The organism is Streptomyces olivochromogenes (assembly GCF_001514115.1).
In the GTDB taxonomy this organism is placed as follows: domain Bacteria; phylum Actinomycetota; class Actinomycetes; order Streptomycetales; family Streptomycetaceae; genus Streptomyces; species Streptomyces olivochromogenes.
The window spans coordinates 178,008-201,653 of sequence record NZ_KQ948463.1 but is presented as its reverse complement, the minus strand read 5'-3'; the positions used below and the strand labels follow the sequence as shown (position 1 = coordinate 201,653).

The 23,646-nt window shown below is 72.9% G+C and carries 20 protein-coding genes; 9 read left to right on the top strand and 11 right to left on the bottom strand.

Going from position 1 to position 23,646, the window contains the following annotated elements:
• Positions 1–57: 57 nt before the first annotated feature.
• Entirely contained in the window at positions 58–1,464 is a 1,407-nt protein-coding gene (locus tag AQJ27_RS31165) for a GAF domain-containing protein (protein WP_235613799.1), read from the bottom strand.
• A gap of 378 nt (positions 1,465–1,842) precedes the next feature.
• Positions 1,843–3,477 carry an acyl-CoA dehydrogenase family protein gene (locus tag AQJ27_RS31160; protein ID WP_067375797.1) on the bottom strand — a complete coding sequence of 545 codons (1,635 nt, stop codon included), beginning with the start codon at positions 3,475–3,477 and terminating at the stop codon, positions 1,843–1,845.
• A 17-nt stretch (positions 3,478–3,494) separates the two neighbouring features.
• On the opposite strand from AQJ27_RS31160, the gene AQJ27_RS31155 reads away from it, so the two are divergent.
• Positions 3,495–4,655, top strand: a complete 1,161-nt coding sequence (locus AQJ27_RS31155) for a YihY/virulence factor BrkB family protein (RefSeq protein WP_079065382.1) — start codon at positions 3,495–3,497, stop codon at positions 4,653–4,655.
• 137 nt (positions 4,656–4,792) lie between these two features.
• Here AQJ27_RS31155 and AQJ27_RS31150 read toward each other — a convergent pair whose 3' ends face one another.
• Positions 4,793–5,644, bottom strand: coding sequence for an NAD(P)H-binding protein (locus AQJ27_RS31150; RefSeq protein WP_067375793.1), 852 nt, complete (start codon positions 5,642–5,644; stop codon positions 4,793–4,795).
• A 103-nt stretch (positions 5,645–5,747) separates the two neighbouring features.
• Between AQJ27_RS31150 and AQJ27_RS31145 the strand changes: the two genes are divergently transcribed.
• Positions 5,748–6,683 (top strand): AraC family transcriptional regulator, encoded by a 936-nt coding sequence (locus AQJ27_RS31145; protein ID WP_067375791.1) that lies wholly within the window; start codon positions 5,748–5,750, stop codon positions 6,681–6,683.
• A 10-nt stretch (positions 6,684–6,693) separates the two neighbouring features.
• Entirely contained in the window at positions 6,694–7,380 is a 687-nt protein-coding gene (locus AQJ27_RS31140; protein ID WP_067375789.1) for a helix-turn-helix transcriptional regulator, read from the top strand.
• On the opposite strand, the gene AQJ27_RS31135 is transcribed toward AQJ27_RS31140, so the two are convergent.
• The gene (locus tag AQJ27_RS31135; protein ID WP_067375786.1) at positions 7,363–7,767 is read right to left on the bottom strand and encodes a VOC family protein; all 405 of its coding nucleotides are present in this window, start codon (positions 7,765–7,767) and stop codon (positions 7,363–7,365) included. The two genes, AQJ27_RS31140 and AQJ27_RS31135, sit on opposite strands and share 18 nt — an antisense overlap.
• Positions 7,768–7,925: 158 nt before the next feature.
• Between AQJ27_RS31135 and AQJ27_RS31130 the strand changes: the two genes are divergently transcribed.
• From AQJ27_RS31130 to AQJ27_RS31120, 3 genes are all read left to right on the top strand, one after another.
• The gene (locus tag AQJ27_RS31130; RefSeq protein WP_067375785.1) at positions 7,926–8,327 is read left to right on the top strand and encodes a DUF3592 domain-containing protein; all 402 of its coding nucleotides are present in this window, start codon (positions 7,926–7,928) and stop codon (positions 8,325–8,327) included.
• Positions 8,328–8,400: 73 nt separating this feature from the next.
• Positions 8,401–8,982 carry a hypothetical protein gene (locus AQJ27_RS31125; protein WP_235613798.1) on the top strand — a complete coding sequence of 194 codons (582 nt, stop codon included), beginning with the start codon at positions 8,401–8,403 and terminating at the stop codon, positions 8,980–8,982.
• A 100-nt stretch (positions 8,983–9,082) separates the two neighbouring features.
• Positions 9,083–9,736: a ThuA domain-containing protein gene (locus tag AQJ27_RS31120; protein WP_067375783.1), complete on the top strand. Its 654-nt coding sequence runs from the start codon at positions 9,083–9,085 to the stop codon at positions 9,734–9,736.
• Here AQJ27_RS31120 and AQJ27_RS31115 read toward each other — a convergent pair.
• The 4 genes from AQJ27_RS31115 to AQJ27_RS31100 form a co-directional block, all read right to left on the bottom strand.
• Positions 9,714–10,790, bottom strand: coding sequence for a LacI family DNA-binding transcriptional regulator (locus AQJ27_RS31115; RefSeq protein ID WP_067375781.1), 1,077 nt, complete (start codon positions 10,788–10,790; stop codon positions 9,714–9,716). The two genes, AQJ27_RS31120 and AQJ27_RS31115, sit on opposite strands and share 23 nt — an antisense overlap.
• Before the next feature lie 225 nt (positions 10,791–11,015).
• The gene (locus AQJ27_RS31110; RefSeq protein ID WP_067375779.1) at positions 11,016–11,735 is read right to left on the bottom strand and encodes a hypothetical protein; all 720 of its coding nucleotides are present in this window, start codon (positions 11,733–11,735) and stop codon (positions 11,016–11,018) included.
• 339 nt (positions 11,736–12,074) lie between these two features.
• A complete protein-coding gene (locus AQJ27_RS31105; RefSeq protein ID WP_067375777.1) occupies positions 12,075–14,288 on the bottom strand; it encodes a hypothetical protein in 2,214 nt (737 codons plus the stop codon).
• A gap of 149 nt (positions 14,289–14,437) precedes the next feature.
• Positions 14,438–15,775: an acyltransferase family protein gene (locus AQJ27_RS31100; RefSeq protein ID WP_067375775.1), complete on the bottom strand. Its 1,338-nt coding sequence runs from the start codon at positions 15,773–15,775 to the stop codon at positions 14,438–14,440.
• A 496-nt stretch (positions 15,776–16,271) separates the two neighbouring features.
• Here AQJ27_RS31100 and AQJ27_RS31095 point away from each other — a divergent pair, with 496 nt between their 5' ends.
• The 3 genes from AQJ27_RS31095 to AQJ27_RS31085 all read left to right on the top strand — a co-directional run bounded on the left by AQJ27_RS31095 (position 16,272) and on the right by AQJ27_RS31085 (position 20,695).
• Positions 16,272–17,618, top strand: a complete 1,347-nt coding sequence (locus AQJ27_RS31095; protein WP_067375773.1) for a magnesium transporter MgtE N-terminal domain-containing protein — start codon at positions 16,272–16,274, stop codon at positions 17,616–17,618.
• Positions 17,615–18,967 (top strand): NRAMP family divalent metal transporter, encoded by a 1,353-nt coding sequence (locus tag AQJ27_RS31090; RefSeq protein ID WP_235613797.1) that lies wholly within the window; start codon positions 17,615–17,617, stop codon positions 18,965–18,967. The genes AQJ27_RS31095 and AQJ27_RS31090 overlap by 4 nt, the downstream gene beginning before the upstream one ends.
• 90 nt (positions 18,968–19,057) lie before the next feature.
• Positions 19,058–20,695: a carboxylesterase/lipase family protein gene (locus AQJ27_RS31085; RefSeq protein WP_079065381.1), complete on the top strand. Its 1,638-nt coding sequence runs from the start codon at positions 19,058–19,060 to the stop codon at positions 20,693–20,695.
• Here AQJ27_RS31085 and AQJ27_RS31080 read toward each other — a convergent pair.
• From AQJ27_RS31080 to mmuM, 3 genes are all read right to left on the bottom strand, one after another.
• Positions 20,634–22,193 (bottom strand): amidase, encoded by a 1,560-nt coding sequence (locus tag AQJ27_RS31080; protein WP_067375771.1) that lies wholly within the window; start codon positions 22,191–22,193, stop codon positions 20,634–20,636. The genes AQJ27_RS31085 and AQJ27_RS31080 overlap by 62 nt on opposite strands.
• Positions 22,190–22,474: a hypothetical protein gene (locus AQJ27_RS31075; protein ID WP_133257668.1), complete on the bottom strand. Its 285-nt coding sequence runs from the start codon at positions 22,472–22,474 to the stop codon at positions 22,190–22,192. The genes AQJ27_RS31080 and AQJ27_RS31075 overlap by 4 nt, the downstream gene beginning before the upstream one ends.
• A 183-nt stretch (positions 22,475–22,657) precedes the next feature.
• On the bottom strand, positions 22,658–23,620 hold the full coding sequence (gene mmuM, locus AQJ27_RS31070; protein ID WP_067375767.1) for a homocysteine S-methyltransferase: 963 nt from the start codon (positions 23,618–23,620) through the stop codon (positions 22,658–22,660).
• Between the last annotated feature and the right edge of the window lie 26 nt (positions 23,621–23,646).

Sequence of the window (23,646 nt, the reverse complement as noted above, 5' to 3'; positions counted from 1 at the left end):
GCCCCTCATGATCAGAACGTTGACGGAGAGACGGGTGGGGTGGCCTGTGGAGGGATGCTACGTCAGAGAGCCACGTGCCTGGTCAAGGACCCCGGAAGACGGTCCCGAAATACGCTCCTTGCCTCTCGCAGGGGGCATATTCGGCCGGTCGGGTGACGCGCCGGGCCCCGGTGCGGTACAAGGGGGCCCGGGTTTCCGCGCCCGGCGCACCGCCGGCGCCGTCGAGTGGGGGAGCAGGTCCCGGGGGTCCTCCGGGAGCACCAACTCGACCTCCGCGGCCTCGCAGAAACGATACGGCCGGTGTTCCAGAAAAGCCCCGAGATACCGCCGTACGCGCGACATCTCGGCCCGCACCGTCACCGTACGACCGGGGTCGTCGAACAGGTCGTCGGCAAGCCCGGAGGCGCTGCGCCCGGTGGGTCGGACGGCCAGCAGGTACAGCAACTCGGCATGCCGGGGGCTCAGTTCGTGGCACCAGGAGCCCGCTTCGGACGAGACGGTCACCGAGGAGCGCCGCGGGTGCGCCAGGTCCAGGACGATCCGCGCGGCCCGCCGGGGCCCCGGCTCGTCGGCGGTCCGCAGCAGCCAACCGCCGGGCAGCGGCTCCACCACGCACAGTCCGAGCGTCGGCAGCCAACTCCGCCCGGGAGCCAGCGCCTTGGGCAGCGCGAGCCGTCCGGTGTACGGCATCCCGGTGACCGCGGCCGTCCAGCCGTCCTGGTCCACGGCGAGGGCGCGTCCGCCGAGCCGGGCGAGCACCGGCGCCGCCACCGCGCGCAGCCCCTCCAGCGAGGTCAGGTGCAGCTCGCGCAGGCGCGCCTCGGCGAGTTTGGCCACCGCGCCGACCAGGGCGAGCGTCGCCGGGTGCAGGGTGTCCAGCGGCCCGCTCACGTCCACGACGCCGATCAGACTGCCGTCGCGGGGGTCGGTGATCGGGGCGCCGGTGCAGGTCCACGAGTGGTGGGTGCGCACGAAGTGCTCGGCGGAGAAGACCTGGACGGGGCGCCGGGCGACCAGCGGGGTGCCCACGCCGTTCGTACCGACCACGCCCTCGCGCCAGTCCGCCCCGAGTTCGAAGCCGAACCCGTCGGCCTTGCGCAGCACGGACGCGCTGCCCTCCCGCCACAGCACCCGGCCCTCCTCGTCCGCGACCACCATGATGTGGTGCGCGACGTCCGCGACCGCGAGCAGTCCCTCGCGCAGCACCGGCAGGACATGCCGCAGCTGTGAGGTCTGGCGCCGCCGCTCGACCTCGTCACGGACCAGCAGCCCGGCCCGGAAGTCGTGGTCGGGGTCGACTCCGCTGCGCAGCATGCGCTCCCAGGACTGCTCGATCACCGGGCGTGGCGCGAGGCGGGCGGGCTGTCCGGAGAGCGTGGCGTCGCGGACCTCGCGCAGGACACGGGCCGCCTGGGCGGCATCCAGGGCGGCGAGCCGCGTCACGTCGATCGGTGAGTGCGCCACGGAATCCTCCCCATCCTCCCCGGACGGACGGGCCGACGGACCGACCGGCCGACGGACCGACGGGTTCGGGGGCACCTGTGGCCCGCCACTGCCCGGCCCTTTTCGGCCACGGCCACCCGGGCCCGTACTGACTGCTGTTCTCATAGTGCCGCTCGGCGCCGACGGAGGGACACAGTCCGGCCACAGAGGCCGGAAAAGTTGCAACCCCCTGCAACCCTGGCGAACAGCCGTACGGGGTCGGAGACTTGAGCAACGCCGCCCGTGCGGCGTTCGCGCTCCTCACAACGGGGCCTGAGAGCGGGGGTGGTGCCGTGTCGGCGCAGCACCACCCCCGCGCCCGGTGCGGAGACCCGCTCGGGAAACAGCGCAGGAATCAGTTCACGAAACCGGTCGGGCCCGTTCCACCACCGTGGCCAGATCGAGACTGTGCGGCAGGGTGCCGAAGGCCGAGCCCCAGTCGCCGCCCAGCCGTGAGGCGCAGAACGCGTCGGCGACCTCCGGGGGCGCGTACTGCACGAGCAGCGACCCCTGCAGCACCAGCGCGACCCGCTCCGCGAGCCTGCGCCCGCGGCCTTCGATACCGTCCAGGTCGGCGAGTTCGCCCAGCAGGTTCTTGATCGCGCCGTCGAGCCGGTGGTCGGCGCCGCGGGCCCGGCCCACCTCCTGCAGGAACGCGTTCAGCGCCTGCGGCTCCCGCTGGATCGCGCGCAGCAGGTCGAGGGCCTGCACATTGCCCGCTCCCTCCCAGATGGAGTTGAGCGGCGACTCGCGCAGCAGCCTCGGCATGCCGGACTCCTCGACGTACCCGTTGCCGCCCAGGCACTCCAGTGCCTCCACCGCCACCGGGGTGCAGCGCTTGGTCACCCAGTACTTGGCGGCCGGCACCGCGAGCCGCAGGAAGGCCCGCTCGTCCTCGCCGCCGTCGTCGTACGCCGCCGCCAGACGCATCGCCAGCGTCGTCGCCGCCTCCGACTCCAGCGCCAGGTCCGCCAGCACGTTGCGCATCAGCGGCTTGTCGATCAGCTTGCCGCCGAAGGCCTCCCGGTAGGTGCAGTGGTGCACGGCCTGCGCCACGGACTGCCGCATGACGGCGGCGGCGCCGAGCACACAGTCCAGCCGGGTCACCGCGACCATCTCGATGATGGTGCGCACCCCGCGCCCCTCGTCCCCGACCCGGCGCGCCCAGGTCCCGTCGAACTCGACCTCGCTCGACGCGTTCGACTTGTTGCCGAGCTTGTCCTTGAGCCGCTGGATGCGGAACACGTTGCGGGTCCCGTCCTCCAGCACCCTCGGCACCAGAAAACAGGTGAGCCCGCCCGGCGCCTGCGCCAGCACCAGGAACCCGTCCGACATCGGCGCCGAACAGAACCATTTGTGCCCTGTGAGCTCATACGTCCCGTCCTCGGCGAGCGGCCGCGCCTCGGTCCTGTTCGCCCGTACGTCACTGCCGCCCTGCTTCTCCGTCATGCCCATCCCGAAGAGCACACCGGCCTTCTGGGAGGCGGGCCGCAGCCCCTGGTCGTAGACGGTGGACGTGAGCAGTGGTTCCCAGAGGGCGGCGAGCGCCGGGTCGGTGCGCAGGGCGGGCACCGCCGCGTGGGTCATCGACAGCGGGCAGCCGTGGCCCGCCTCGGCCTGCGACCACACGACGAAGCCGGCCGCGCGCCTGAGGTGACCGCCGGGACGGCTCCAGGCCGCCGTCAGCCCCGCCGAGACCCCCTTGCCGAGCAGTCGGTGCCAGGCGGGATGGAAATCGACCTCGTCGACGCGGTTGCCGTAGCGGTCGTGGGTGCGCAGCTTCGGCGGATTCTCGTTGGCCAGCACCCCCCACTCCTGCACCTGCGCGGAGCCCGTCGTACGCCCGAGCAGCGACAGCTCCTCGTGTGCCTCGTCGAGAAGTCCTGGATCCAGGTGCCGCTCGACCGCCTCCACGAGGGCCCGGTCGGCGGCAAAGACGTCATATCCGACCAGGGGCGGAGCCTGGTTGGTCACGGTGTGGGTGCTGGCTGCCATACGGATACGGTAAGGAGGTGCACCAGGCAAAAGAAACACCTGAACGGTCTCCCGTGGGCCGCTTTCACCGCGCTCGCGCGCTGTACAGGAACGTGTCGAAGCGCAGGACCGCCTGGCTGCTGCTCAAGGACACCGTCAACTCCTGCATGGAGTACCGGATCCTCGGGCTGGCGGCCGAGGCCGCCTTCTTCACACTCCTGTCCGTGCCGCCCCTGCTGCTGAGCATGATCGGACTGCTCGGCTACGTGGACGACTGGACCGGCGCGCACTCGATCGCCAGCCTGGAGTCCAACATCCTGGAGGCTTCCCGCACCGTCCTCACGGACAAGGGCGTCCACCAGATCGCCGAACCGATCCTTCACGACGTGATGAAGGGCGGCCGGCCCGACATCATCTCCCTCGGCTTCCTCTTCGCCCTGTGGTCGGGCTCGCGCGCGGTGAACGTCTTCGTCGACACCATCACCGTGATGTACGGCCTCGACGGCACCCGGGGGATCGTGGCGACCCGCGTGATGTCGTTCCTGCTGTTCATCGTGGCGCTGCTGATCGGCTCGATCGCGCTGCCGCTGATGGTCGCGGGTCCGGACGCGGTGGTGCAGATCGTGCCGTGGTCGGCGACGCTCGTGCAGGTCCTGTACTGGCCTGTCGTCATCGTGCTCTCGGTCGTCTTCCTGACCACGCTGTACCACGTGTCGGTGCCCGTCCGCTCACCCTGGGTGGAGGACGTGCCCGGCGCCCTGGTCGCCCTCGCCATGTGGGTCTTCGGGAGCTTCCTGCTCCGCATCTACCTGACCAGCACGGTCGAGGGCCCGACGATCTACGGCTCACTCGCCGCCCCCGTGGCCGTTCTCCTGTGGATCGGTGTGTCCGCGTTCGCCGTCCTCGTCGGCGCCGCCGTCAACGCGGCCATCGACCGGGTCTGGCCGGCCGCCGCCACGGCCGCGGCCCGCGCCGCGAACGAGCGCCTGCGTCAGGAGCAGGCCGCCGAGTACGTCGCCCGCGCCGCCGCCCACCGCGCCGCCGACCCCGACCCCGACGACCCGGACATGCCCTCCGAGTTCCCGGAACGCTGGTCCCGCTTCCTCCCCCCGGAGGACGTGACCTCCCGCCTCCGCACCCACGTCAAGAGCCCCCACCACCCCCGCAAGAGCAACGACGAGCACAGCGCGGACGAGTAGCACGGGATGCGGGGCGAAGCCCCAGCCCGAGGGGCGCAGGATGCGGGGCGAAGCCCCCGCCCGAGGGGCGCGGGGAACTGCGCGCCCAGCCCCCACCACCCGCACCCGAAGAACGCACCCCGCATTTCCGCCCGAACCTACCCCTTCCAGACACCCGCCCCCGCCGCCTCCCGAGCGAACGCAGTGAAATCGCACGGCTCCCGCCCCAGAACCTCCCGCACACCCTCCGACAGGTAGGAGTTACGCCCGTCGAGCAGGCTCTCGAAGAGCTCGACGAGGAACTCGACCTCCTGCGCCGGCACCCCGAACCCGGCCAGCTGATCGCCGTACTGGCGCGCCGTCACCGGGAGATACGTCAACGCACTCCCCGTCGCCGCCGCGATCTCCCCCACCGCCTCCCGAAAACTCAGCAGCCGGGGCCCCGAGACGGCGAGCTCCTGCCCGACATACCGGTCGCCCCCCGTGAGCACGGCCACCACGACGTCCGCGATGTCCCGCACATCGATGAACGGCTCCCGCACCTCACCGGCGGGAAACACCAGTTCCCCGCGGAGCAGCCCCTCCACCAACGGTCCCTCGCTGAAGTTCTGCGCGAACCACGCGGCCCGTACGACCGTCCAGTCCGCGCCCGACGCCCTCAGCGCCTCCTCGGCCGGCCGCGCCCGCTCCTCACCCCGCGAGGACAGCAGCACCAGCCGCCGCACCCCCAGCCCGACCGCCTCCCGCGCCAGACCCCCGACCATCTCGGCCGCGTCGGGCGAGCCGACGTCCGTGGGGTGGACGAGATACGCCGCGTCGGCACCCCGCAGGGTGTCCGCCCACGTCGAGCGGTCCGTCCAGTCGAACCCCGCCCCACGGGACGCTGCCCGCACCCTCAGCCCAGCCGCCCGCGCGGCCTCGGCCACCCGCCGCCCGGTACGCCCCGTGGCGCCCGTCACCAGCACCGTCATGTCCCGTACGTGCTCTTCGCGTGCCCTGTTCTGCGTCATACCGACAGTGAATCGCCGCCCGCGCAGGGCTCCCATCTCCGAGGGGCTTGTTCCCATAAGCGGACGTCTACGTCCCTTCCCCTCAGACGTCTACGCTGACGCCATGGACGCACTCGCCGGTCTGCTGGAGGGCCCCCGGGCACGCGGTGCCTTCATGATCCGTGCGTGCTTCGACCCGCCCTGGTGCGTACGCGTCGAGGACCGCGCCCCCCTCACGATCATGCTCGTGGTGCGCGGCGAGGCCTGGGTCGTACCGGACGCGGGGGAGCGCCTGTTCCTGCGGGCCGGTGACCTCGCGATCGCCCGCGGCCCTGACCCGTACACCTGCGCGGACGACCCGGGCACCCCGCCGCAGGCGGTGATCCTGCCGGGCGGCGAGTGCACCTACCCCGACGGGCGGTCCCTGAAGGGCCGGTGGGACCTGGACGTCCGCACCTGGGGCGACCGGCTCGAAGGCTCCACGGTGCTGCTGATCGGGACGTACATGATGCGGGGCGAGATCAACGGCAGGCTGCTCGACGCCCTGCCGCCGCTGCTCTCCCTGACCCAGGACGTGTGGGACTGCCCGCTCACCGCGCTCCTCACCGAGGAGATCGTCCGAGACGAGCCCGGCCAGGAGGTGGTCCTGGACCGGCTCCTCGATCTCCTCATGATCGCCGCGCTGCGCGCCTGGTTCTCCCGTCCGGAGGGGGCCGCCCCCGCCTGGTACCGGGCGCTCGCGGACCCCGTCGTCGGCCGGGTGCTGCGGTTCGTCCAGGACGACCCGGCACACCCCTGGACCGTGGCGACGCTCGCCGCGAAGGCCGGGGTGTCCCGGGCCGCACTGGCCCGCCGCTTCAGCGAACTCGTGGGCGAGCCCCCGATGACCTACCTCACCGGCTGGCGCCTCGCCCTGGCCGCCGACCGGCTGCGCGAAACGGACGACACCCTCGAGGCGATCGCCCGCCACGTCGGCTACGGCAGCGCCTTCGCCCTGTCCAGCGCCTTCAAACGGGTGTACGGGGTCAGCCCGCAGGAGCACCGGACGCGGGCGGCGTAGCCTGACGTACATGTACGTGGAGCGGCCTTCCCGGTTGGCGGGCGCCGTCGTGTGGTCCCGTGGAACGTCCGGTTCCACGGTGGGGGCCGTGCTTCCCGACGGCTGTATGGACCTGCTCTGGCACGAGGGGCGACTGCTCGTCGCCGGGCCCGACACCCGGGCGTACGTTCCCGAGGGCGCGGCCGGACACTGGGCGGGCGTCCGCTTCCACCCCGGCACGGGGCCGACGTTCCTCGGCGTACCCGCCCACGAACTCCGCGACCTGCGCGTCGACTTGGCGGACCTGTGGCCGGCCTCGGAGGTACGGCGCCGCACCGCGCGGGTCGCCGCGGCCGCCGACCCGGTGACCGCGCTGGAACAGGTGGCACTGGACCGGGCGGCCGCCACCGGTCCCCCCGACCCGCTGCTGCGGGAGGTCGTGACGGCCCTGGACGCGGGCCGGTCGATCGCGGCGACGGCCGACCGACTCGGCCTGAGCGCACGCCAGTTGCACCGCCGCTCACTGACCGCCTTCGGCTACGGCCCCAAGACCCTCGCCCGCGTCCTGCGCCTGCAACGGGCGCTCGCCCTCGCCCGCGCCGGGGTCCCCTTCGCGGAGACGGCGGCCCGCTCCGGCTTCGCCGACCAGGCCCATCTGGCCCGGGACGTAAGGGAGTTGGCGGGCATGCCGCTGGGAGAACTACTCGGGCGCGGGTAGCGGCGCGAACAGGTCGACACCATTGCCGTCCGGGTCGTGCACGACCGCGTACCGCATCCCCCAGAAGGCGTCCCACGGCTTGAGCTCGCCGTGGTACCCGGCGCCGACCAGGTCCTCGTAGACGGAGTCGACCTCCGCCGGGGCGTTGCAGCCGAAGGCGAGCGACGTCCGGCCGCCCCCGTCGGCAGGCGGCCGCCACCCCGCGTGGAACGAACGGATCGTCTCCTCGGTGTCGATCGCCAGCCGGGACCCGCCGGGCAGTTCGGCCTCGACGTGCGGCTGGTCCTCGGCGCCCTCGGGGAAGACGAGCCCGAGGCGGCGGTAGAAGGCGAGCGTGGCGGCCATGTCGGAGGCGACCAGGCCGATCACGGCGAATCGTGGAGTCATGGGGACACCGTAGGCAGGGCGCGGGAAACGGGTCTTGAACGAATCGGACAGAGTCCCTCCGCGGGCGGAGGGACGGGAACCGAACTCACGAAAGAGCGCGTCTCCTGTGGCCGGGACAGATCAAGTACGGGTTACCGGTGTGGAGGGAAGGCGAAGGCATGTCGGGCACACTCGGGGCCGTCATGTGCGGGGGAGCCGGCGTGTTCCTCCTCGGCTGCGCGCTCTCGGAAGGCGTCCAGATGCGCCGGTTGCGCCGTCACGGGCACCACACCCACGGCGTCGTGGTCGACAACGTCCGCGTCAGCAGTGAGGACGGGCCGGAATGGGTGCCGGTCATCGAGTTCCTGGACCACCGGGGTCACCGAGTGGAGTTCAAGCCCCGGATGCGCGGATCCGGAATGGGGCTCGCCACCGGGCTGACCGTGCCCGTGATCTATCCGCCGCACAACCCGCAGCGGGCCAGGGTGCGGATGTGGCGGCACACGACGGGACCGGTGGTCGTCATGGCGTGCGCGGCAGCGGCCTTCCTCGCGGTGGGCGTCTTCATCGCCGTGCACTGACGTGCAGCCGTGCACTGACGTGTATCCGCACTGCCGCACACCTGTGGAACACCAGTGCGGCAGGATGGGCGCCATGATCCGACCTGTGCGCGTGCTGTTGCTCCCGGTGGCGCTGCTGATTCCCGTACTGCTGACAGGGTGTGGGACGCAGAAGGCGGGGGCCGGGACCGGGGTGGACTCGTCGGCGTCGGCGTCGGCGTCGGTCGCCGTGCCGAGCCGGGCCGAACTCGACGCGCGTGTGAGTGCGTTGGGGATCGCACCGGAGCTCGTGTACGTCACGAAGGCTCCCGGCTTCACCCTCGCCCAGCAGTCGGTCGGCGTGTACGGCGACGACGGCTTCTCCGGCGTGTACTGGGCGAAGGAGACCAACGCCCAGATCCAACTGTCCGTGGAACGGGGCACGATGACGGCGCGGTCCTGCCCGAAGCAGCCGGTCGGCGGCATGGCGGGCGAGCGGACGGTGTGTGAGCGGGACGGCGACGCGTGGTACCGCGCCGGTGGGGGCCGGCACGAGTACGCGCTCGTCGAGAAGGGCCATGTGCTGAAAGTGAGCGGTGACGCGACGAAGGTGACGCGGGCCGTCCTGCGCTCCGCCCTCCACGCCGCCCACCGCCCGAGCGACGCCGAACTCGCAGCCGTCCTGCCACCGGCGTGAACAGCCACGGCGCCCGTGGACCGGGTGACGTGCCGTCGACGGGGGGACGGGGCACCCGACAACGACGCCGAAGACGATCCCCGGCCCTAGGCTCGCGCCCATGACCACCCGTGTTCTCGTCTACACCCGCACCGCCGACTACCGGCACGACTCCATCCCGGCTGCCGTCGCCGCCGTACGCTCCCTGGGCGCGGCCCACGGCTTCGACGTCGACGCCACCGAGGACCCGGCCGCGTTCGAGACGCCCCTCGACCCGTACGCGACGGTCGTCTTCCTCTCCACCAGCGGGGACGTGCTGACCCCGCCCGGACGGACCCGGCTCGCGGCGTACGTCGAGGGCGGCGGCGGGTTCGTCGGAGTGCACGCCGCCGCCTGCACCGAGTACGACTGGCCGTACTACGGCGAACTCCTCGGCGCGCGCTTCGACCGGCACCCGGAGTACCAGCCGGGCAAGGCCGTCGTCGAGGACCGCGGACATCCCGCGACCCAACACCTGCCCACCGTCTGGGAGTTCACCGACGAGTGGTACGACTTCCGCGCCAACCCGCGCGACGCGGTCCGCGTTCTCGCCTCCGCCGACGAATCCTCGTACGAGGGCGGAGGCATGGGCCGGGACCATCCCCTCGTGTGGTGCAGGGAACAAGGCGCGGGACGGGTCTTCTACACCGCGCTCGGGCACGCCCCGGAGGCGTACGAGGACCCCGACTTCCGTGCGCATCTGCTCGGCGGCATCACCTGGGCGGCCGCCCTCTGAGGGATTCGGCCGCCCTCCGACCGCTCGGTACCGGCCCCGTACTCGCCCGTACCACCAGACGCGTCGACAACTCCGTACGTGTGCCCTCGGGTTGCTCGCCCGCCATCATTCGCACGAGCAGGCGCAGTGCCGTCGCGGCCATCTCGGAGAGCGGCTGGCGCACGGTGGTGAGGGCCGGGGTGGCCCAGCGCGACTCGGGAAGGTCGTCGAAGCCGACCACGCTGAAGTCGTCCGGGACGCGCAACTCCCGCTCGGACAAGGCCTGGTAGGCGCCGAGAGCCATCCGGTCGGAGCAGACGAAGACGGCGGTGGGCGGCTCGGGGAGGTCGAGGAGTTCCCGCATGCGGCGGTGGGCGCCGGTCTCGCTGAAGCCGCCGTAACGGACGTACTCGGGGCGGTGCCCGATCCCGGCCGAGGCGAGGGCCGAGCGGTGACCCGCGACCCGGGCGCCGCCCCACATCCTGCGGCGGAAGCCACCGATGACGCCGATGCGTTCGTGGCCGAGGGAGAGGAGATGTTCCGTCGCCAGCACCCCGCCCTGCCAGTTGGCCGCACCCACCGACACCACACCGGGCGGCGGTTCGAGCACCGGGTCGATCATCACGAACGGGATGCGGTGCTGCTCCAGCCAGGCGTACTGGGACGAGGTGAGCTCGGCCAGGTTGAACAGCACGCCCGCCGAGCCCCGCGTGGTGAGCTTGTCCAGCCAGTCGCGCTCCGGGCGCCCGCCCCCGGTCCGGGGCAGGCCGGCCGAGACGACCACCTCCAGGCCCGCGTCGTGCGCCGCGCCCTCCACCCCGTGCAGCACCGCGCCCGACGCGGAGCTCTCCAGCGAGTGCACCACGAGGTCGACCAGCCCCGGCGGCTTTGCCGCCTCGAAGCGGGGTCTGCGGACGTAGCCGAGCCGGTCGAGCGCCTCGGTGACCCGGCGGCGGGTCTCCGGTGCGACGTCCTCCCGGCCGTTGACCACCTTCGACGCCGTCGGCACCGAGACCCCCGCCGCACGGGCGACGACCGCCAGCGTCGGCCCGGCCACGCTTCCCGTACGCACCATGAGAGCCCGCCTCCCCGGCCCGCCCGAGGGCCCGTCGAAAGTTTCGAACAGCACTGCTCGCGCGACCGCACCGCGACCGCGTAGCAAACGCTTTCTACACTAAGCCCGCCTCAATACGACGTGAAGGGGAAAGGATTGACGGAAGTCCAGGGGACTCCTCGCGGGCTGAAACTCTCGAAATACCGAACGTGCGCCGGGTCGTGCCGACCGTGCGAGCGGGCGCGGTCAGGCGATCAGGACGGCGTCTCCCAGTGCCGTGGTGAAGTAGGACATGCCCTCCGAGCCGGTCTTCGTCATGACACAGGTGATCTTCACCTGGTCCTGCCCGGAGATGTCGACCGAGAGCTTCGTGACGGAGCTGGAACGGGTCTCCACGGGGCGGCCGATCGGGTTCCCGGAGGCGCTGGTCACGGAGACGGAGCCGACCGACCCGATGGCGTTGTACGAATCGGAGGCGATGCCCACCGAGGCCTGGAGGGTCTTGTAGCCGCTGACGTTGTACACGGCGCTCTTTCCGGCCTCGTCACAGTTGAGCCGGACGGCCTTCGGGTAACTCCGGCCGAGCAGCGTGGCGGGGGAGGCGTTCACCGAGCCCCCGCCGTCCACCACGCCCAGGTCCGCGAGGAAGGTCCGTCGGCCCGGGGCGGGGCTCCCGGAGGGGGCGCTCGGGTCGTCGGTGGGTGTCTCGCCCTCGGCGAGAGTGGTCTCGGAGGGGCTCGCCGTGACGGTCGAGGTGGCTGTCACGGTCGCGGTCACGGTGGCCTGGGCCGACGGCTTCGCGTCGCCGCCGGAATCCTTGTTGATCACGACCACCTGACCGCCGAAGAAGCCGCCCACGGCCGTCGCGGCGAGGACGAGCAGTTCGACCCACCGCGGAATACCCCGCTGACGGCGTGGAGCGGGCGGCGGCTCGGGGGCGTCCCGTTGTTGCTTGTCGAGATTCACAGTTGTCCCTCTGTGGAGCGGCGGAGCGGCGGACCGGCGGACTGACGGACCGACGGACCGGCCGGGACCGGTCGCGTCCCGGTTCGCGTGCTGGTGACATGCGTCCGGGCAGGCCAAGTCGGCCCGCCCGGACACAAAATGTGACGGTCACGCTAGTCAGCCGAAAGGCGGCGTGTGGGCACGCTCGGCACTTCCGCTCCGGCAATCGGAGTGCGTTTCACAAGGGGCGCGTGCTGGAGAGGATGTGTGCCACCGCGCGCCCCCTTCGGAAGGTGTTCCCGCACGCCCCGGTGCCCCCTTCGGAGGCCTTTCCCGCACGTCTCCGTGCCCCGGTCGCCGTCAGGTCTCCCACACGTCCAGCCGGCCCGTGGTGTCGAGCGTCGCGATCCGCCGTCCGTCACGGGTGGCGGCGAAGTCGTTGTAGTAGCCGGACTGTTGAAGCTGGGTCCCGGCCGGTCCGACGGTGGGGCACACGAGCCGGCCGCGCTTGAGCCAGAGCAGGGTGCCCGTGTCCGTACACACCAGACGCATCTGTGCCGCACCGAGTCCTTCGAGGCTCTCCCGGTCTCCCAGCGGTCTGCGGTAGACCTCCTTGTCGTCGTCGACGCTCCACACCACGACCTCCGCGAAGGTCACGCACCCCACGTGGCCGCCGGACGGGGAGACCGCCAGCCAGCACCCGGGGTCGGGCAGCGCCGCGCGCAGGAGCCGGTTCCTGGCGTACGGCAGGCTGTTCTCGGTCTCCTTCACCAGTGGCTCGCCGCCCCTCCGGTGAATGTGGACCCTCCTCGAACTCGCCATGGCGATCACGGAACCGTCGGTGCTGACAGCGCTCGCCGCCAGGGCCGGCGGGCACACGACGGACTCGATCGGCGTCCCGTCGTCGAACCTCCGTACCGTCAGCCGCCTCTTGTCGTGCGTCGCCAGGATGTCGCCGCCGCTGGTCACCAGGAAGTGATCGGTACCGAGGCGGACCGGGTCCGCGCGCCGCACGCCGCCGTCCCGGGGGAAGTGTGCGATGTCCAGTGCCTCCGGACGGGCCGCGACGACGCTGTGGGTCAGGGAGGCCACCAGGGCCTGGTGCCCGAGCCGCAGCTCCGGTGACCGGCCCCCGACGCCGGGCAGTTCCTCACCCGAGACGGTCCACCGCCCGACGCCTCCGCGCCCGTCCACGACCACGACCGTGTGGTCCGGTCCGAACCCGACCACGGCCTCCTTGTCCCGCACCCCCGACTCCGCACTCCACAGCTTCCGGCGGGGCGCCTGGTCCGGTACGAAGGCGGGGGCCGCCGGCGCGCGCGGCCCGGTCAGTCCGGGCATCTCGAACGAATCCCTGGCGGCCCGCACATGCGGCCGATCCGCCGTCCCGTCCACGGCGGTACGCCCCAGCAGTTCTCCGGCCGCGTGCGCAGCGAGCCGCGCGCACCACGTACGACCGGTGTCGCCGAGGTCGGTGTACGAGGTGAACAGCAGCGCCTGGGCCTGGAGCGAGAGCAGGAACTGAAGTTCCCAGGAGTCGCTCCAGCGCCGCTCGCGCATGATCCGCAGCGCCGTGTCCCGGACGGCGGCCACCCGCGCCGCCGCCTTCGGCACGATCTCGGCGCGATGCGTGGCGGCCGGGTCGACCACGAACCGGAGAAGGGCGTGGCGCTGGTCCGGCGGCAGGGGGTGCCGGATGTGGGGGACCAGGGCGGACAGCAGCAGCGTCGCGAGATCGCGGCCGAGCGAGGCCCGTTCGCGGAAGGTGCACAGATCGATCAGGCGGTACTCGCCCGCGCGGATCTCCTTCTCCCGGCGGGACACGATGATGTTGTCCAGGTGCAGATCGCCGTGGGCGCGGCCGCGCAGCACGCGTACGGAGGGATCGGGCAGCGCGGTGGAGCCGCCGGTCACCATCAGGTAGGGGTTGGGCAGGCGCAGTCCGTCGCTGTAGACCCAGGGCGGCGAGTGTTCCAGGATGCCCAGGCCGCGACCCCAGGCCCGGACCGAACCGCCGCCCTCCCAGGCGTCGCCCAGTTCGGCGCGCAGGAACTCCGAGGCGGTCACCGGCTCGGGGACGGCGGCCTGTGCCCGCTCCTCGGTGGGACCGTTCCACTCGGTCAGCAACCCGCGCACGACCTCCGCGAGCACGTGGTCGGCCTCCTCGCCGTCGAGCGAACCCAACGGCGTGCTGTTCCGCAGGCTGTCGCCCGCCGCTTCCTGGAACATGAGGGTCCGACCGTCCGGAAGGCCCCGGGCGGGGAACGGCTGTCCCACCAGGTGACGCCGGGCGAAGTCCGGGGCCGCGTCCAGCGCCGCGCTCAGCGCCCCGGGTTCGCGGGCGGACGCGCCGGCGGGGAGGACCTTGACGATGAGCATCCGGGCCGGAGGCGCGCATTCCACCGCGAGGAGCGAGGCGCCCGTGTAGCTTCTGCCGGGCACACTCCACAGGGGGCGCCGCACATACAGTGCCGTCAGCCCCTCCTCCCGCGCCCAGTCGATGAGTTCCTCGACGACCCCGGGACCGCAGCCCCGTCGGATGATCTCGGCGTCTTCCTTCGCGATGTGCACCAAAGAGAGCTCCTCGGACGGCTCTGACCGGACCGATCAGCCTTCCACGAAGCCATGGGCGACACGGGGAAAGTCCTGAAATCTGCCGACCGCCCGACCGCCCGATCTGCCGCAGTCTGCCGCCCGACCCGCCGACGGGTCCCGACGTCGCGTCAGGCGGCCTCTCTCAGAGCCTCCTTGGGCTCCCCGGTGTCCCGGTCGGTTGTCGTCCGGCGACGTGCGGTCAGCAGCGTCGTGCCCAACAGCAGGCCCAGCGAGGGCAGGACGGGGAACCGGCCGTCGGGGGCGAAGCCCCGGGTGGCGAAGCGGGTCAGGGCGGTGACGCTCGCCGCCAGACCGAGCCAGGGCAGCCAGGAGAGGGAGGAGCCGGAGGAGCGGGAGAAGTCGGCGTCCGGGCGCGTCCGTTCGTAGAGGAGGCTCAGCCCGCGCTCCAGGGGACGCAGCGCCCGCACGACACCGGTCAGGACGACGCCGAGCACGAGGAGCCACGGCAACCGGAGTCCCCACCAGGCCGCGGACCCGAGGGTGGGTTCGGGCGCGAGGCCGGTCAGATAGAACGCGGCGGCGACGATCAGCACCGGCAGCATGTGCCACAGATACAGCGTCATGCTGGCGCCGCCCACGGGGCGCACCGCCCGCCACACCCGCTCGCGGTCCAGCAGCCGTCGTACCGCGGGCGCGGCCAGCAGGCACAGGCCGACCTGGGCCACCGCCCACGCCAGCATTGCCGCCGACGGCGGATCGGTGTTGCTCGGGGTCTGCCCGGTCACCAGGATCAGACTGACCGGGAACGGCCCGAGGGTGATCAGCGCGGTGAAGGCCAGCCCGCCGCCCGCCGCCAGCGCCGCCGGGAGCGGCCGGCGCTCCGTCAGCAGGCCGTCCCGCCAGCAGAAACCCAGTTGGTAGGCCACGCCCCAGACGAGCACGTAGTCGAGCAGTCCGACGTACGGCGTGTGCACCGTCACCACCAGGGTGTCGGCCACGAGGGCGACCGCGCCCATCGCCACCGGGACGAGGAGCCCCCAGCGCCGGTGCGCCGCGTGCAGCGGCGGGGTCAGAGCGCTGAGGAGCAGATACACCGGAAGGAACCAGAACTGCATCGCCATCGCCCAGCCCACCAGTTCAAGGGTGTTCGGGTCCACGCCGACCGCCGAGCAGATCCCTACGGCGGACAGCACAAGTCCGCTGTACACGGCGGCCGGAAGCAGCAGCCGCAGCGCCCGCGCTCCGACCCATCCGGCGGCCGTACCGCCCGCCGCCCGGGCCCGCGCCCAACTGCCGCCCGCCGCATGGCCCCCGGCGAGGAAGAACAGCGGCATGATCTGGAACCCCAGCGTCAGCCACTGGGTCCAGGGCACGGTCGCCAGCAGCTCCGGCGCGCGGATCTCCCCGCCGGGCTCCCGGACGAGGGCGGTGATCAGCCAGTGGCCGAGCACCACCAGGCTGATCGCCCACGCGCGCAGGAAGTCGACGTAGCGGTCTCTGCTCATGGGCCGTCATGCTGCCGCAGTGCCGCCACCGGCCACCGCCGGGAGCCCGGGCCGCAACCAATTCGTGCCCGGTACGACATCCCCCGCAGGTAGGAGCCCGACAGGGAAGCGGTCAAGGGCTGGTCATGAAGCCGGTGACCGGGGTGGGGGAGACGTAGTCTTGCCGCGGCTTGACCGGATACCTCGTTCGGTGAGGCGTCCGCACGCGTGAGGACCGGGAGGAGGCGTGATGGACAGTAGTCCGGGCCACAGTCGGCCCCTGCCCGCGTTGTCCTCGCTTTTCTCGCCGTCCTTCCGCGGCCCGGGACAGCCCCTCCCCGCCCCGTCCGGCTGACGCGGCACTCCGCCGTACCCGCCCGGCCTGTGCCGAACGGGACGTCGTGGTCTGTGCGTGCGGTCCGATGCCGGTCACCGGGGGAGTACCGTCCCGTGCCGCCCTGCCGCCCCGCCATGCCGGGGCCAGGGGGTGTTCACCTTGGCCGCCAACACTCGGCGCATGTCCACCACGGCCCGCCTGCGCGACCGCAGGGTCCATCTGGAGCGCCGCGCCACCGCCTCCAGGGCGGTCCGCGCCTCCCTCGTCTCCCTGGCCGGGCTGATCGGCGCCCCGGTCACCCACCAGGCCGGCGAGGAGGTCGGCCGCGTCGTGGACGTGGTCGCCCGGCTCTACGGACCCGAGCCGTACCCGCCGGTCACCGGCCTGATCATCCGCATCGGCCGACGGCGGGCGTTCCTGCCCGCGGACGCGCTGGAGAAGGTGCACGCCGGTCATGTAAGGCTGCGGTCCGCGCGCGTGGACCTGCGCGACTTCGCCCGCCGCCCCGGTGAGGTGCTGCTCGCCCGGGACGTACTGGACCACCAACTCGTCGACGTGGACGGCGTGCAGGTCACCCGGGCCGCCGACCTGTACCTCGCACCGCTCGTCGACAAGGTGGTGCTGGTCGGTGTGGACGTCTCCCTGCCGACCCTGCTGCGGCGGCTGGGCCCGCGCCGCTGGCAGGCCCGGCCGACCCCGGAACGGGTGCTGGACTGGCAGTCCGTGGCGCCGTTCGCCGAGCAGGCCACCGACGGCCCCGCCGAGGTACGGCTGCGCGCCTCCCGCTCCGCGCTGCACCGCCTGCGCCCGGCCGACCTCGCCGACATCCTCGAGGACCTCGGCCGCAGCGAGCGCCAGCAACTGCTGGGCTGGCTGGAGCCGGAGCAGGCCGCCGACGCCCTGGAGGAGATGGAACCGGCCGAGCTGGAGAACCTGCTGCGCGAGGCCCGCCCCGAGCACGCCGCCCGGCTGGTGGACGAGATGGAACCGGACGAGGCCGCCGACGCCCTGCGCGACCTCACCCCCGACGAACGCGAGACCCTGCTCACGCGCATGCCCACCGCCGAGGCGGCCGAACTGCGGGGACTGCTGACCCACCGCGAGGGCACCGCGGGCGGCGCGATGACGACCGTGCTGGTCACCACGACGAAGGACCGGACCGTCGCCCAGGTGCGGGCGGATCTGGCCGCCGAGGCCGAGCACCGCACCGAGATCGACGCGGTCGCGGTGCTCGACGACGACGGCCGCCTGATCGGTGACATCTCCCTGTTCGACGTGGCGGTGGCCGACGACACCGCCTCCGTGGCCGATCTGGTGGTCTGGCTGGCCCAGTTCGGGCCGCCCGCCGTCGTACGCCCCGACACCCGCCTGGCCGAGGCCGCCGACCAGCTCGTCGCCGCCCGCGCCTCCTCGCTCCTCGTCGTGGACGACGCCGAGCGCCCGCTCGGCCGGATCCTGGCCGACGACATCCTCGACGCCGTGCTGCCCGAGCGCGGCCGGCTGCACTTCCGGAGGTTCCTGCAGTGACCCGCGAACTCGACGCCGCCGCCCCCGTCCCCGTCGGTGCCGCCGCCGCCGCCGCCTCCGTCGATGCCGCTGCCGCCGCCTCCGTCGAGGCGGTCGCCGGGTCCCCTGTCCGCCGCAAGGGCCTGCGACGCCTGGCCGTCGTCGCCACGGTCGCGGGCCCCGGTCTGGTCGCCGCGAACGCGGGCAACGACGCCGCGGGCATCGCCACGTACGCCTCCGCGGGCTCCCAGTTCGCCTACGGCACGCTGTTCTTCATGGTGCTGGTGACCGTCGCCCTGGTCATGGTCCAGGAGATGGCGGTACGGCTCGGCGCGTACACCGGCAAGGGCCTCGGCGCGCTGATCCGCGAACAGTTCAGCCTCCGCCTCACCGCGCTCGCCGTGTGCTGTCTGCTGCTGGCCAACACCGGCCTGGTCGTGAGCGAGTTCGCGGGCATCGGCGCCGCGTTCGAACTCCTCGGCGTCCCCAAGTGGGCCGTCATCCCCCCGGCCGCGATCCTGCTGTGGTCGCTCGTCCTGTTCGGCTCCTACCGCTGGGCCGAACGCATCTTCCTGATCATGTCGCTGGCCTTCTTCACCTACCCCGTCGCCATGATCCTCGGCCACCCGCACTGGGGCCAGGTCGGCTCCCACCTGGTCATCCCCCACATGGAGGGCGGCAAGGCCTTCATCCTGCTCGCGGTCGCGCTGATCGGCACCACCGTCAGCCCCTACATGCAGTTCTACGCCGCTGCCGGCGTCGTCGACCGCGGCGCCAAGCCCGAGGACTACCCCCTGATCCGGGCCGACGCGGTCCTCGGCGCGGTCTTCGCCTGCGTCATCAGCCTGACCATCATCATCGCCACCGCCTCGGCCATCGGCGGCGCCGGGCCGCTCACCTCCGCCGCCGAGGCCGCCAAGGCCCTCGAACCGGTCGCGGGACAGAGCGCCGAACTGCTCTTCGCCCTCGGCCTGATCGGCGCCTCCGCCCTCGCCGGAGCCGTGGTCCCGCTGTCCGCGAGCTACGCCGTCGGCGAGGCCGCGGGCGTGGAACGATCGGTCTCCCGCAGCTTCCGCGACGCCCCGCTGTTCCTCGGCCTGTTCACCGCCCAGATCGCCCTCGGCGCCGTCGTCGCCCTCACTCCCGTCAACGTCATCCAGCTGCTGATCGGCACCCAGGTCCTCCAGGGCCTGATCAGCCCCGTCGTCCTCGTCTACCTGCTGGTCCTCACCAACCGCCGCTCCCTGCTCGGCCCCGCGGCCAACAGCCCGCGCCACCGCGTCGCCGCCACCACCGTGGTCGTCGGCGTGGCCGCCATGTCCACGGTCCTCCTCGTCCAGACCGTCCTGGGCTGGTCGGGCCTCGCCTGATCACCCGTGGCCTGCCGGGGAATGGGCGCAGGCGGTGTGATGCTCTGCTGTGGAAGGACACGACGTGCCGGGTGAGGAGCTGGTGGGCGGATGGCGGTGGACGCGGTGGACTCGGTTTCACGGACGCACGACCCGGTGGTCACCACTCCCTACGGAGCGGTGCGCGGCCGGTACGAGGACGGGGTCGCCGTCTTCCGCGGCATCCCCTACGCGGCCCCGCCGTTCGGCGCCCGCCGCTTCCGGCCACCCGTCCCGCCCGAGCCCTGGGACGGTGTGCGGGACGCGGGGGAGTTCGGGCCGACGCCGCCCAAGCCCCCGTACTCCGAGGCGTTCGCGCGGCTCCTCGCCGACCCCGTGGTGCCCGGCGAGGACTGCCTCAACCTGAACGTCTGGACACCGGAGCCCGGCCCCGGGGCCCGGCTGCCCGTCATGGTGTGGATCCACGGCGGCGCCCTGACCCGCGGCTCGTCGGCCGTGCCCGTCTACGACGGCCACGGCTTCGCACGCGACGGTGTCGTCCTCGTCTCGATCAACTACCGGCTGGGTGTGGAGGGTTACGGGCTCTTCCCGGACGCGCCGCCCAACGCCGGGCTGCGCGACCAGCTCGCCGCGCTGGAGTGGGTGCGGGAGTCGATCGCGCGGTTCGGCGGCGACCCGGACCGGGTGACCGTGTTCGGTGAGTCGGCCGGGGCCATCAGCATCGGGGCGCTGCTGGCAAGCCCGCGCGCCCAGGGGCTGTTCCGGCGGGCCGTCCTGCAGAGCGGACCGCCTGAGGCGAGCGAGCGCGACAAGGTGCGGCGCATGGTGCGCAGGATGGCCACCCGGCTGAAGGTCCCGGCGACGGCGCGGGCGTTCGCCGCCGTGGACCGCGCCCTGCTGCTGCGCGCCCAGGCCGACGTGGCCAGGCTCAGCAGCCCGGTCCTCGGCGGGCCCGCCTTCGGGATCGTCGTCGACGGCGACCTCGTCCCGCGCGACCCCATGGAGGCACTCCTCGCGGGCGGCGCGGGCGGCGCGCCCGGCGTCGAACTGCTGCTGGGCTGGACCAGCGAGGAGTACCGGCTGTGGCTGGCCCCGGGAGGTCTGCTGGAGCGTGTCGACCGGCTGGGTCCCGTCGCCCTGGCCGGTGCCATGGCCCGCTGCCGCTGCGGCCACGAGGTGCCCCGCGGCTATCGCGCGATCCATCCGCGGGCGGGCACCGCGGACCTCGTCGGGCAGATGGTCACCGACCATCTGCTGCGGGTGCCGCTGCACCGGCTCGCCGATGCCCGTCCATCGCGGACACCCGCGTATGTCTACGAGTTCGCCTGGCCCTCCAACGTGCCGGGCCTCGGCGCCTGCCACGCCCTGGAGCTCGGCTTCGTCTTCGACACCGTGGAGGTGCCCCAGGCGGCGCAGCTCGCGGGCCCGGGGGCCCCGCAGGAACTGGCCGACGCGATGCACGCGGCGTGGGTGCGGTTCGCGGTCGAGGGCGACCCGGGCTGGCAGCCCTGGGACGCCTCGCACCCGGTCCGGATCTTCGGCGCGGGCGCACCGCACACCGTACTCGGACCGCGCGACCGTGAACTGGCGCTGTGGGAAGCCGAGTCGGGGCGGCCCGGTGCCCCGCTCAGCTCCCCGGAGTCCGCCCCCTCGCCGCGCCCGCGCCGGCCCCGCCGGGTCATGGCCGTCAGGCCGAGCTCGTGGCCACCTCTTCCGCCGAGAGCCGGGGGCGGGCGATCGCGGCCCTGAGACGCGCGGCGGCCGGGACCGGGTCGGCGGGTCGGCGCGTGTGCCAGTCGGTGACCGCCTGATACGCGGCGGCGACCTCCAGCAGCCGGTCCTCCTCGTAGGGCTGCCCGCCGAGGATCGCGCCCACCGGCACCCCGCCCGCGTCGAAGCCGATGGGGAAGGCGATCTCGGGCAGCCCGAGGATGTCGAAGGGGACGGGCCCGGTCTGCAGGAGCACGTCGCAGCGGTTCATGAGCCCGTCCAGGACCTCTCGCAGCAGATGGTTCTTGGCACGCTGGGCGGTGATCCACTCGTCGCCCGAGAGCATCAGCCCCTGGAGCCAACTGAGCAGCGAGACACCGAACTTGGCCGGGTCCTCACGCAGCCAGTGCCGGAACGGCTCGGTGCGCTCGGCGAGCCGGGCCGCGTTGAAGGCGCCGGTCAGCAGGGTCCAGTCGGCGGGATAGGCGATGTCGACGAGGGTGACGCCGGCAATCGCGTCCAGCTGGTTCAGGAGGGCGGTGCGCAACTCCTTCTGCGCGGCCAGGAAGTCCGACGGCACCCCGATCCGGGTGGCCCGGCGCGTCCGGACCGCCCCGCCGCGCGAGAGAACGGGCGTGGCGGCCCGTACGAGATCGGGCACGGCCGGAAGTCCCAGCGTGCGCGGGTCCTTCGCGTCGGGACCGGCCATGACCTGGAGCATGAGCGCCGCGTCCATGGCGTCGCGGGCGAGCGGCCCCGAGTGGTCGCGGGTGAAGGACAGCGGGATGACGCCGTGGATGGACACCCGGCCCATGGTCGGCTTCAGACCGGTCAGGTTCTGCTGGTTGGAGGGCAGCACGATGGAGCCGCCGGTCTGGGTGCCGATCGAGGACGCCGCCATGCGTCCGGCGACCGAACAGGCCGGTCCGGTCGAGGAGCCGCCCGGGTCGACGCCCGGGTCCCCGGGCGTCCAGGCGTTGACCGTGGTCACCGTCCCGTTCGGCTTCGTCGCCCGGGTGGTGGCCAGCGGCCCCATCTGCCCCTTGCCGAGCACGATCCCGCCGGCCGCCTTCAGCCGGGCCACGGCTGTCGCGTCCTCGTCCGGCACGAAGTCCTCGAAGAGGGAGGAGTTGCAGCGCGTCGGCACGCCCCGGGTGAAGTAGTTGTCCTTGATGCAGAGCGGGATCCCGCGCAGTACGCCCCGGGCTCCCTGCCCCCGGTCCGCCTTGCGCGCCGTCGCGAGCGCAGCGTCCGCGGTCACCTCCGCGTACGCCTGATACGTCCCGTCGTACCGCTCGATCCGGTCGAGGTACGCCTCGGTGAGGGTCGTCGAGGTCAGCTTCCCGCGCCGCATCAGCACGACGGCCTCGGTGAGTGTGGCCTCGGTGGGGTCGTCCAGGGCCGCCTCGCGTACGTGGATGTCGGGGACACGGGGAGTCGTGGAGGCCCGCGCCGCGGTGGCCGTCCGCAGGGCGACCCCGCTCGCCACGGCCGTCGAACTCGCCAGGAACACCCGGCGGTTGAGGGCTCTGCTCATCGGGCGTCCGCCTTCCCCGTCCAGGCCTCCGTGATGGAGGGGTAGATGAGGGGCGGCGAGGCCTGCTGCGCGTACGCGGGGCCCTCGGCGGGCGGTGCCCAGCCGGATATCGCGCCGGGGGTGGAGGCCACGAACGACCGCAGGTTGGCCAGTACCTGGTCCCGTGTGGGCACCCCCGTCGCCGCGTCGAACACCTCGGGCAGCAGGGAGAGGTCGAACCCCGCGAGCGCGAGGCGGGTCCGTACGTAGGCGTCCAGTTGCTCGGTGGTGGGCTCGCTCAAGAGGGCCTCCATGATCGGCTGACGAGTACGGGGACTCCATCACCCGCCCGTGAAGCCCTCGTTGAGCGCGTGCTTCGCGGGAGTTACTGCACGGACGTCGGCACCCGATCACCGCACGGACGTCAGCGCCCGGTCACCGCACCGGCGTCAGTGCCCGATCACCGCACAGGTGTCGGCGCTCGCTCACGGCACCGGCGTCAGCGCCCGGGTGATCCCCGCGATCGCTCCCGGGCCCACCCGGCAGCACCCCCCGATCAGCCGTGCCCCGCCCCGCCGCCAGCCGGTCACCTGTTCGGCCGTGAAGGTCGACAGCCCGTTCCAGGCCCGCGCCTCGGCGTCCCACATCTCGCCGCTGTTCGGATACACCACCACCGGCTTCCCGGTCACCCGCGCCGCCGTCTCCACCGCGCCGTCCACGTCCTCGGGGGCGCAGCAGTTCACGCCGACCGCGATGATCTCGTCCGCGTCGGCGGCCGGGGCGAAGGCTTCCTCCAGGGGCTGCCCGGCCCGCGTACGGTCCCCGGCGACGGTGTACGACAGCCACGCCGGTACGCCGAGCCCGCGTACCGCCCGCAGCAGTGCCTCGGCCTCGTCGGCGTCGGGCACGGTCTCCAGGGCCAGTACGTCGGGCGCGGCGGCGGCCAGCACCTCCAGGCGCGGGCGGTGGAACCGCTCCAGCTCGGCGACGCTCAGCCCGTACCGCCCCCGGTACTCCGAGCCGTCCGCGCGCATCGCCCCGTACGGGCCGACCGACGCGGCCACCCACAGCGGCCGGGTCGCACCCTTCGCGTGCGCGCGGCGGGCCGCCTCCCGCGCCAGCTCCACGCTGAGGCCGAGGAGTTCGGCCGCCCGTCCGTGCGGGATGCCGCGCTTCGCGAAGCCCTCGAAGGTGGCCTGGTAGCTGGAGGTGATCGCCACGTCCGCGCCCGCCTCGAAGTACGCGAGGTGTGCCTCGGTGATCGCCTCGGGCCGCTCGGCGAGCAGCCGCGCCGACCACAGCTCGTCGCTCAGGTCGTGCCCGGCCGACTCCAGCTGGTTGGACATGCCGCCGTCCAGGACGACCGTTCCGGAGGCGAGGGCGTCGGCGAGGGAGGGGGACGGGGAAAGGGAGGGGGAGGAAGCGCTGCGGGGGGTGTCGCTGGTCATGTCACGACGCTAGTCGATGGGGACGG

What these genes read in the sequence shown, in the direction of transcription:
- AQJ27_RS31160 (WP_067375797.1), bottom strand. Translation starts at nt 3,477, where the DNA reads ATGGCAGCCAGCACCCACACCGTGACCAACCAGGCTCCGCCCCTGGTC.
- AQJ27_RS31150 (WP_067375793.1), bottom strand. Translation starts at nt 5,644, where the DNA reads ATGACGCAGAACAGGGCACGCGAAGAGCACGTACGGGACATGACGGTG.
- AQJ27_RS31145 (WP_067375791.1), top strand. Translation starts at nt 5,748, where the DNA reads ATGGACGCACTCGCCGGTCTGCTGGAGGGCCCCCGGGCACGCGGTGCC.
- AQJ27_RS31140 (WP_067375789.1), top strand. Translation starts at nt 6,694, where the DNA reads ATGTACGTGGAGCGGCCTTCCCGGTTGGCGGGCGCCGTCGTGTGGTCC.
- AQJ27_RS31135 (WP_067375786.1), bottom strand. Translation starts at nt 7,767, where the DNA reads ATGACTCCACGATTCGCCGTGATCGGCCTGGTCGCCTCCGACATGGCC.
- AQJ27_RS31130 (WP_067375785.1), top strand. Translation starts at nt 7,926, where the DNA reads ATGTCGGGCACACTCGGGGCCGTCATGTGCGGGGGAGCCGGCGTGTTC.
- AQJ27_RS31125 (WP_235613798.1), top strand. Translation starts at nt 8,401, where the DNA reads ATGATCCGACCTGTGCGCGTGCTGTTGCTCCCGGTGGCGCTGCTGATT.
- AQJ27_RS31120 (WP_067375783.1), top strand. Translation starts at nt 9,083, where the DNA reads ATGACCACCCGTGTTCTCGTCTACACCCGCACCGCCGACTACCGGCAC.
- AQJ27_RS31115 (WP_067375781.1), bottom strand. Translation starts at nt 10,790, where the DNA reads ATGGTGCGTACGGGAAGCGTGGCCGGGCCGACGCTGGCGGTCGTCGCC.
- AQJ27_RS31100 (WP_067375775.1), bottom strand. Translation starts at nt 15,775, where the DNA reads ATGAGCAGAGACCGCTACGTCGACTTCCTGCGCGCGTGGGCGATCAGC.
- AQJ27_RS31095 (WP_067375773.1), top strand. Translation starts at nt 16,272, where the DNA reads ATGTCCACCACGGCCCGCCTGCGCGACCGCAGGGTCCATCTGGAGCGC.
- AQJ27_RS31085 (WP_079065381.1), top strand. Translation starts at nt 19,058, where the DNA reads ATGGCGGTGGACGCGGTGGACTCGGTTTCACGGACGCACGACCCGGTG.
- AQJ27_RS31080 (WP_067375771.1), bottom strand. Translation starts at nt 22,193, where the DNA reads ATGAGCAGAGCCCTCAACCGCCGGGTGTTCCTGGCGAGTTCGACGGCC.
- mmuM (WP_067375767.1), bottom strand. Translation starts at nt 23,620, where the DNA reads ATGACCAGCGACACCCCCCGCAGCGCTTCCTCCCCCTCCCTTTCCCCG.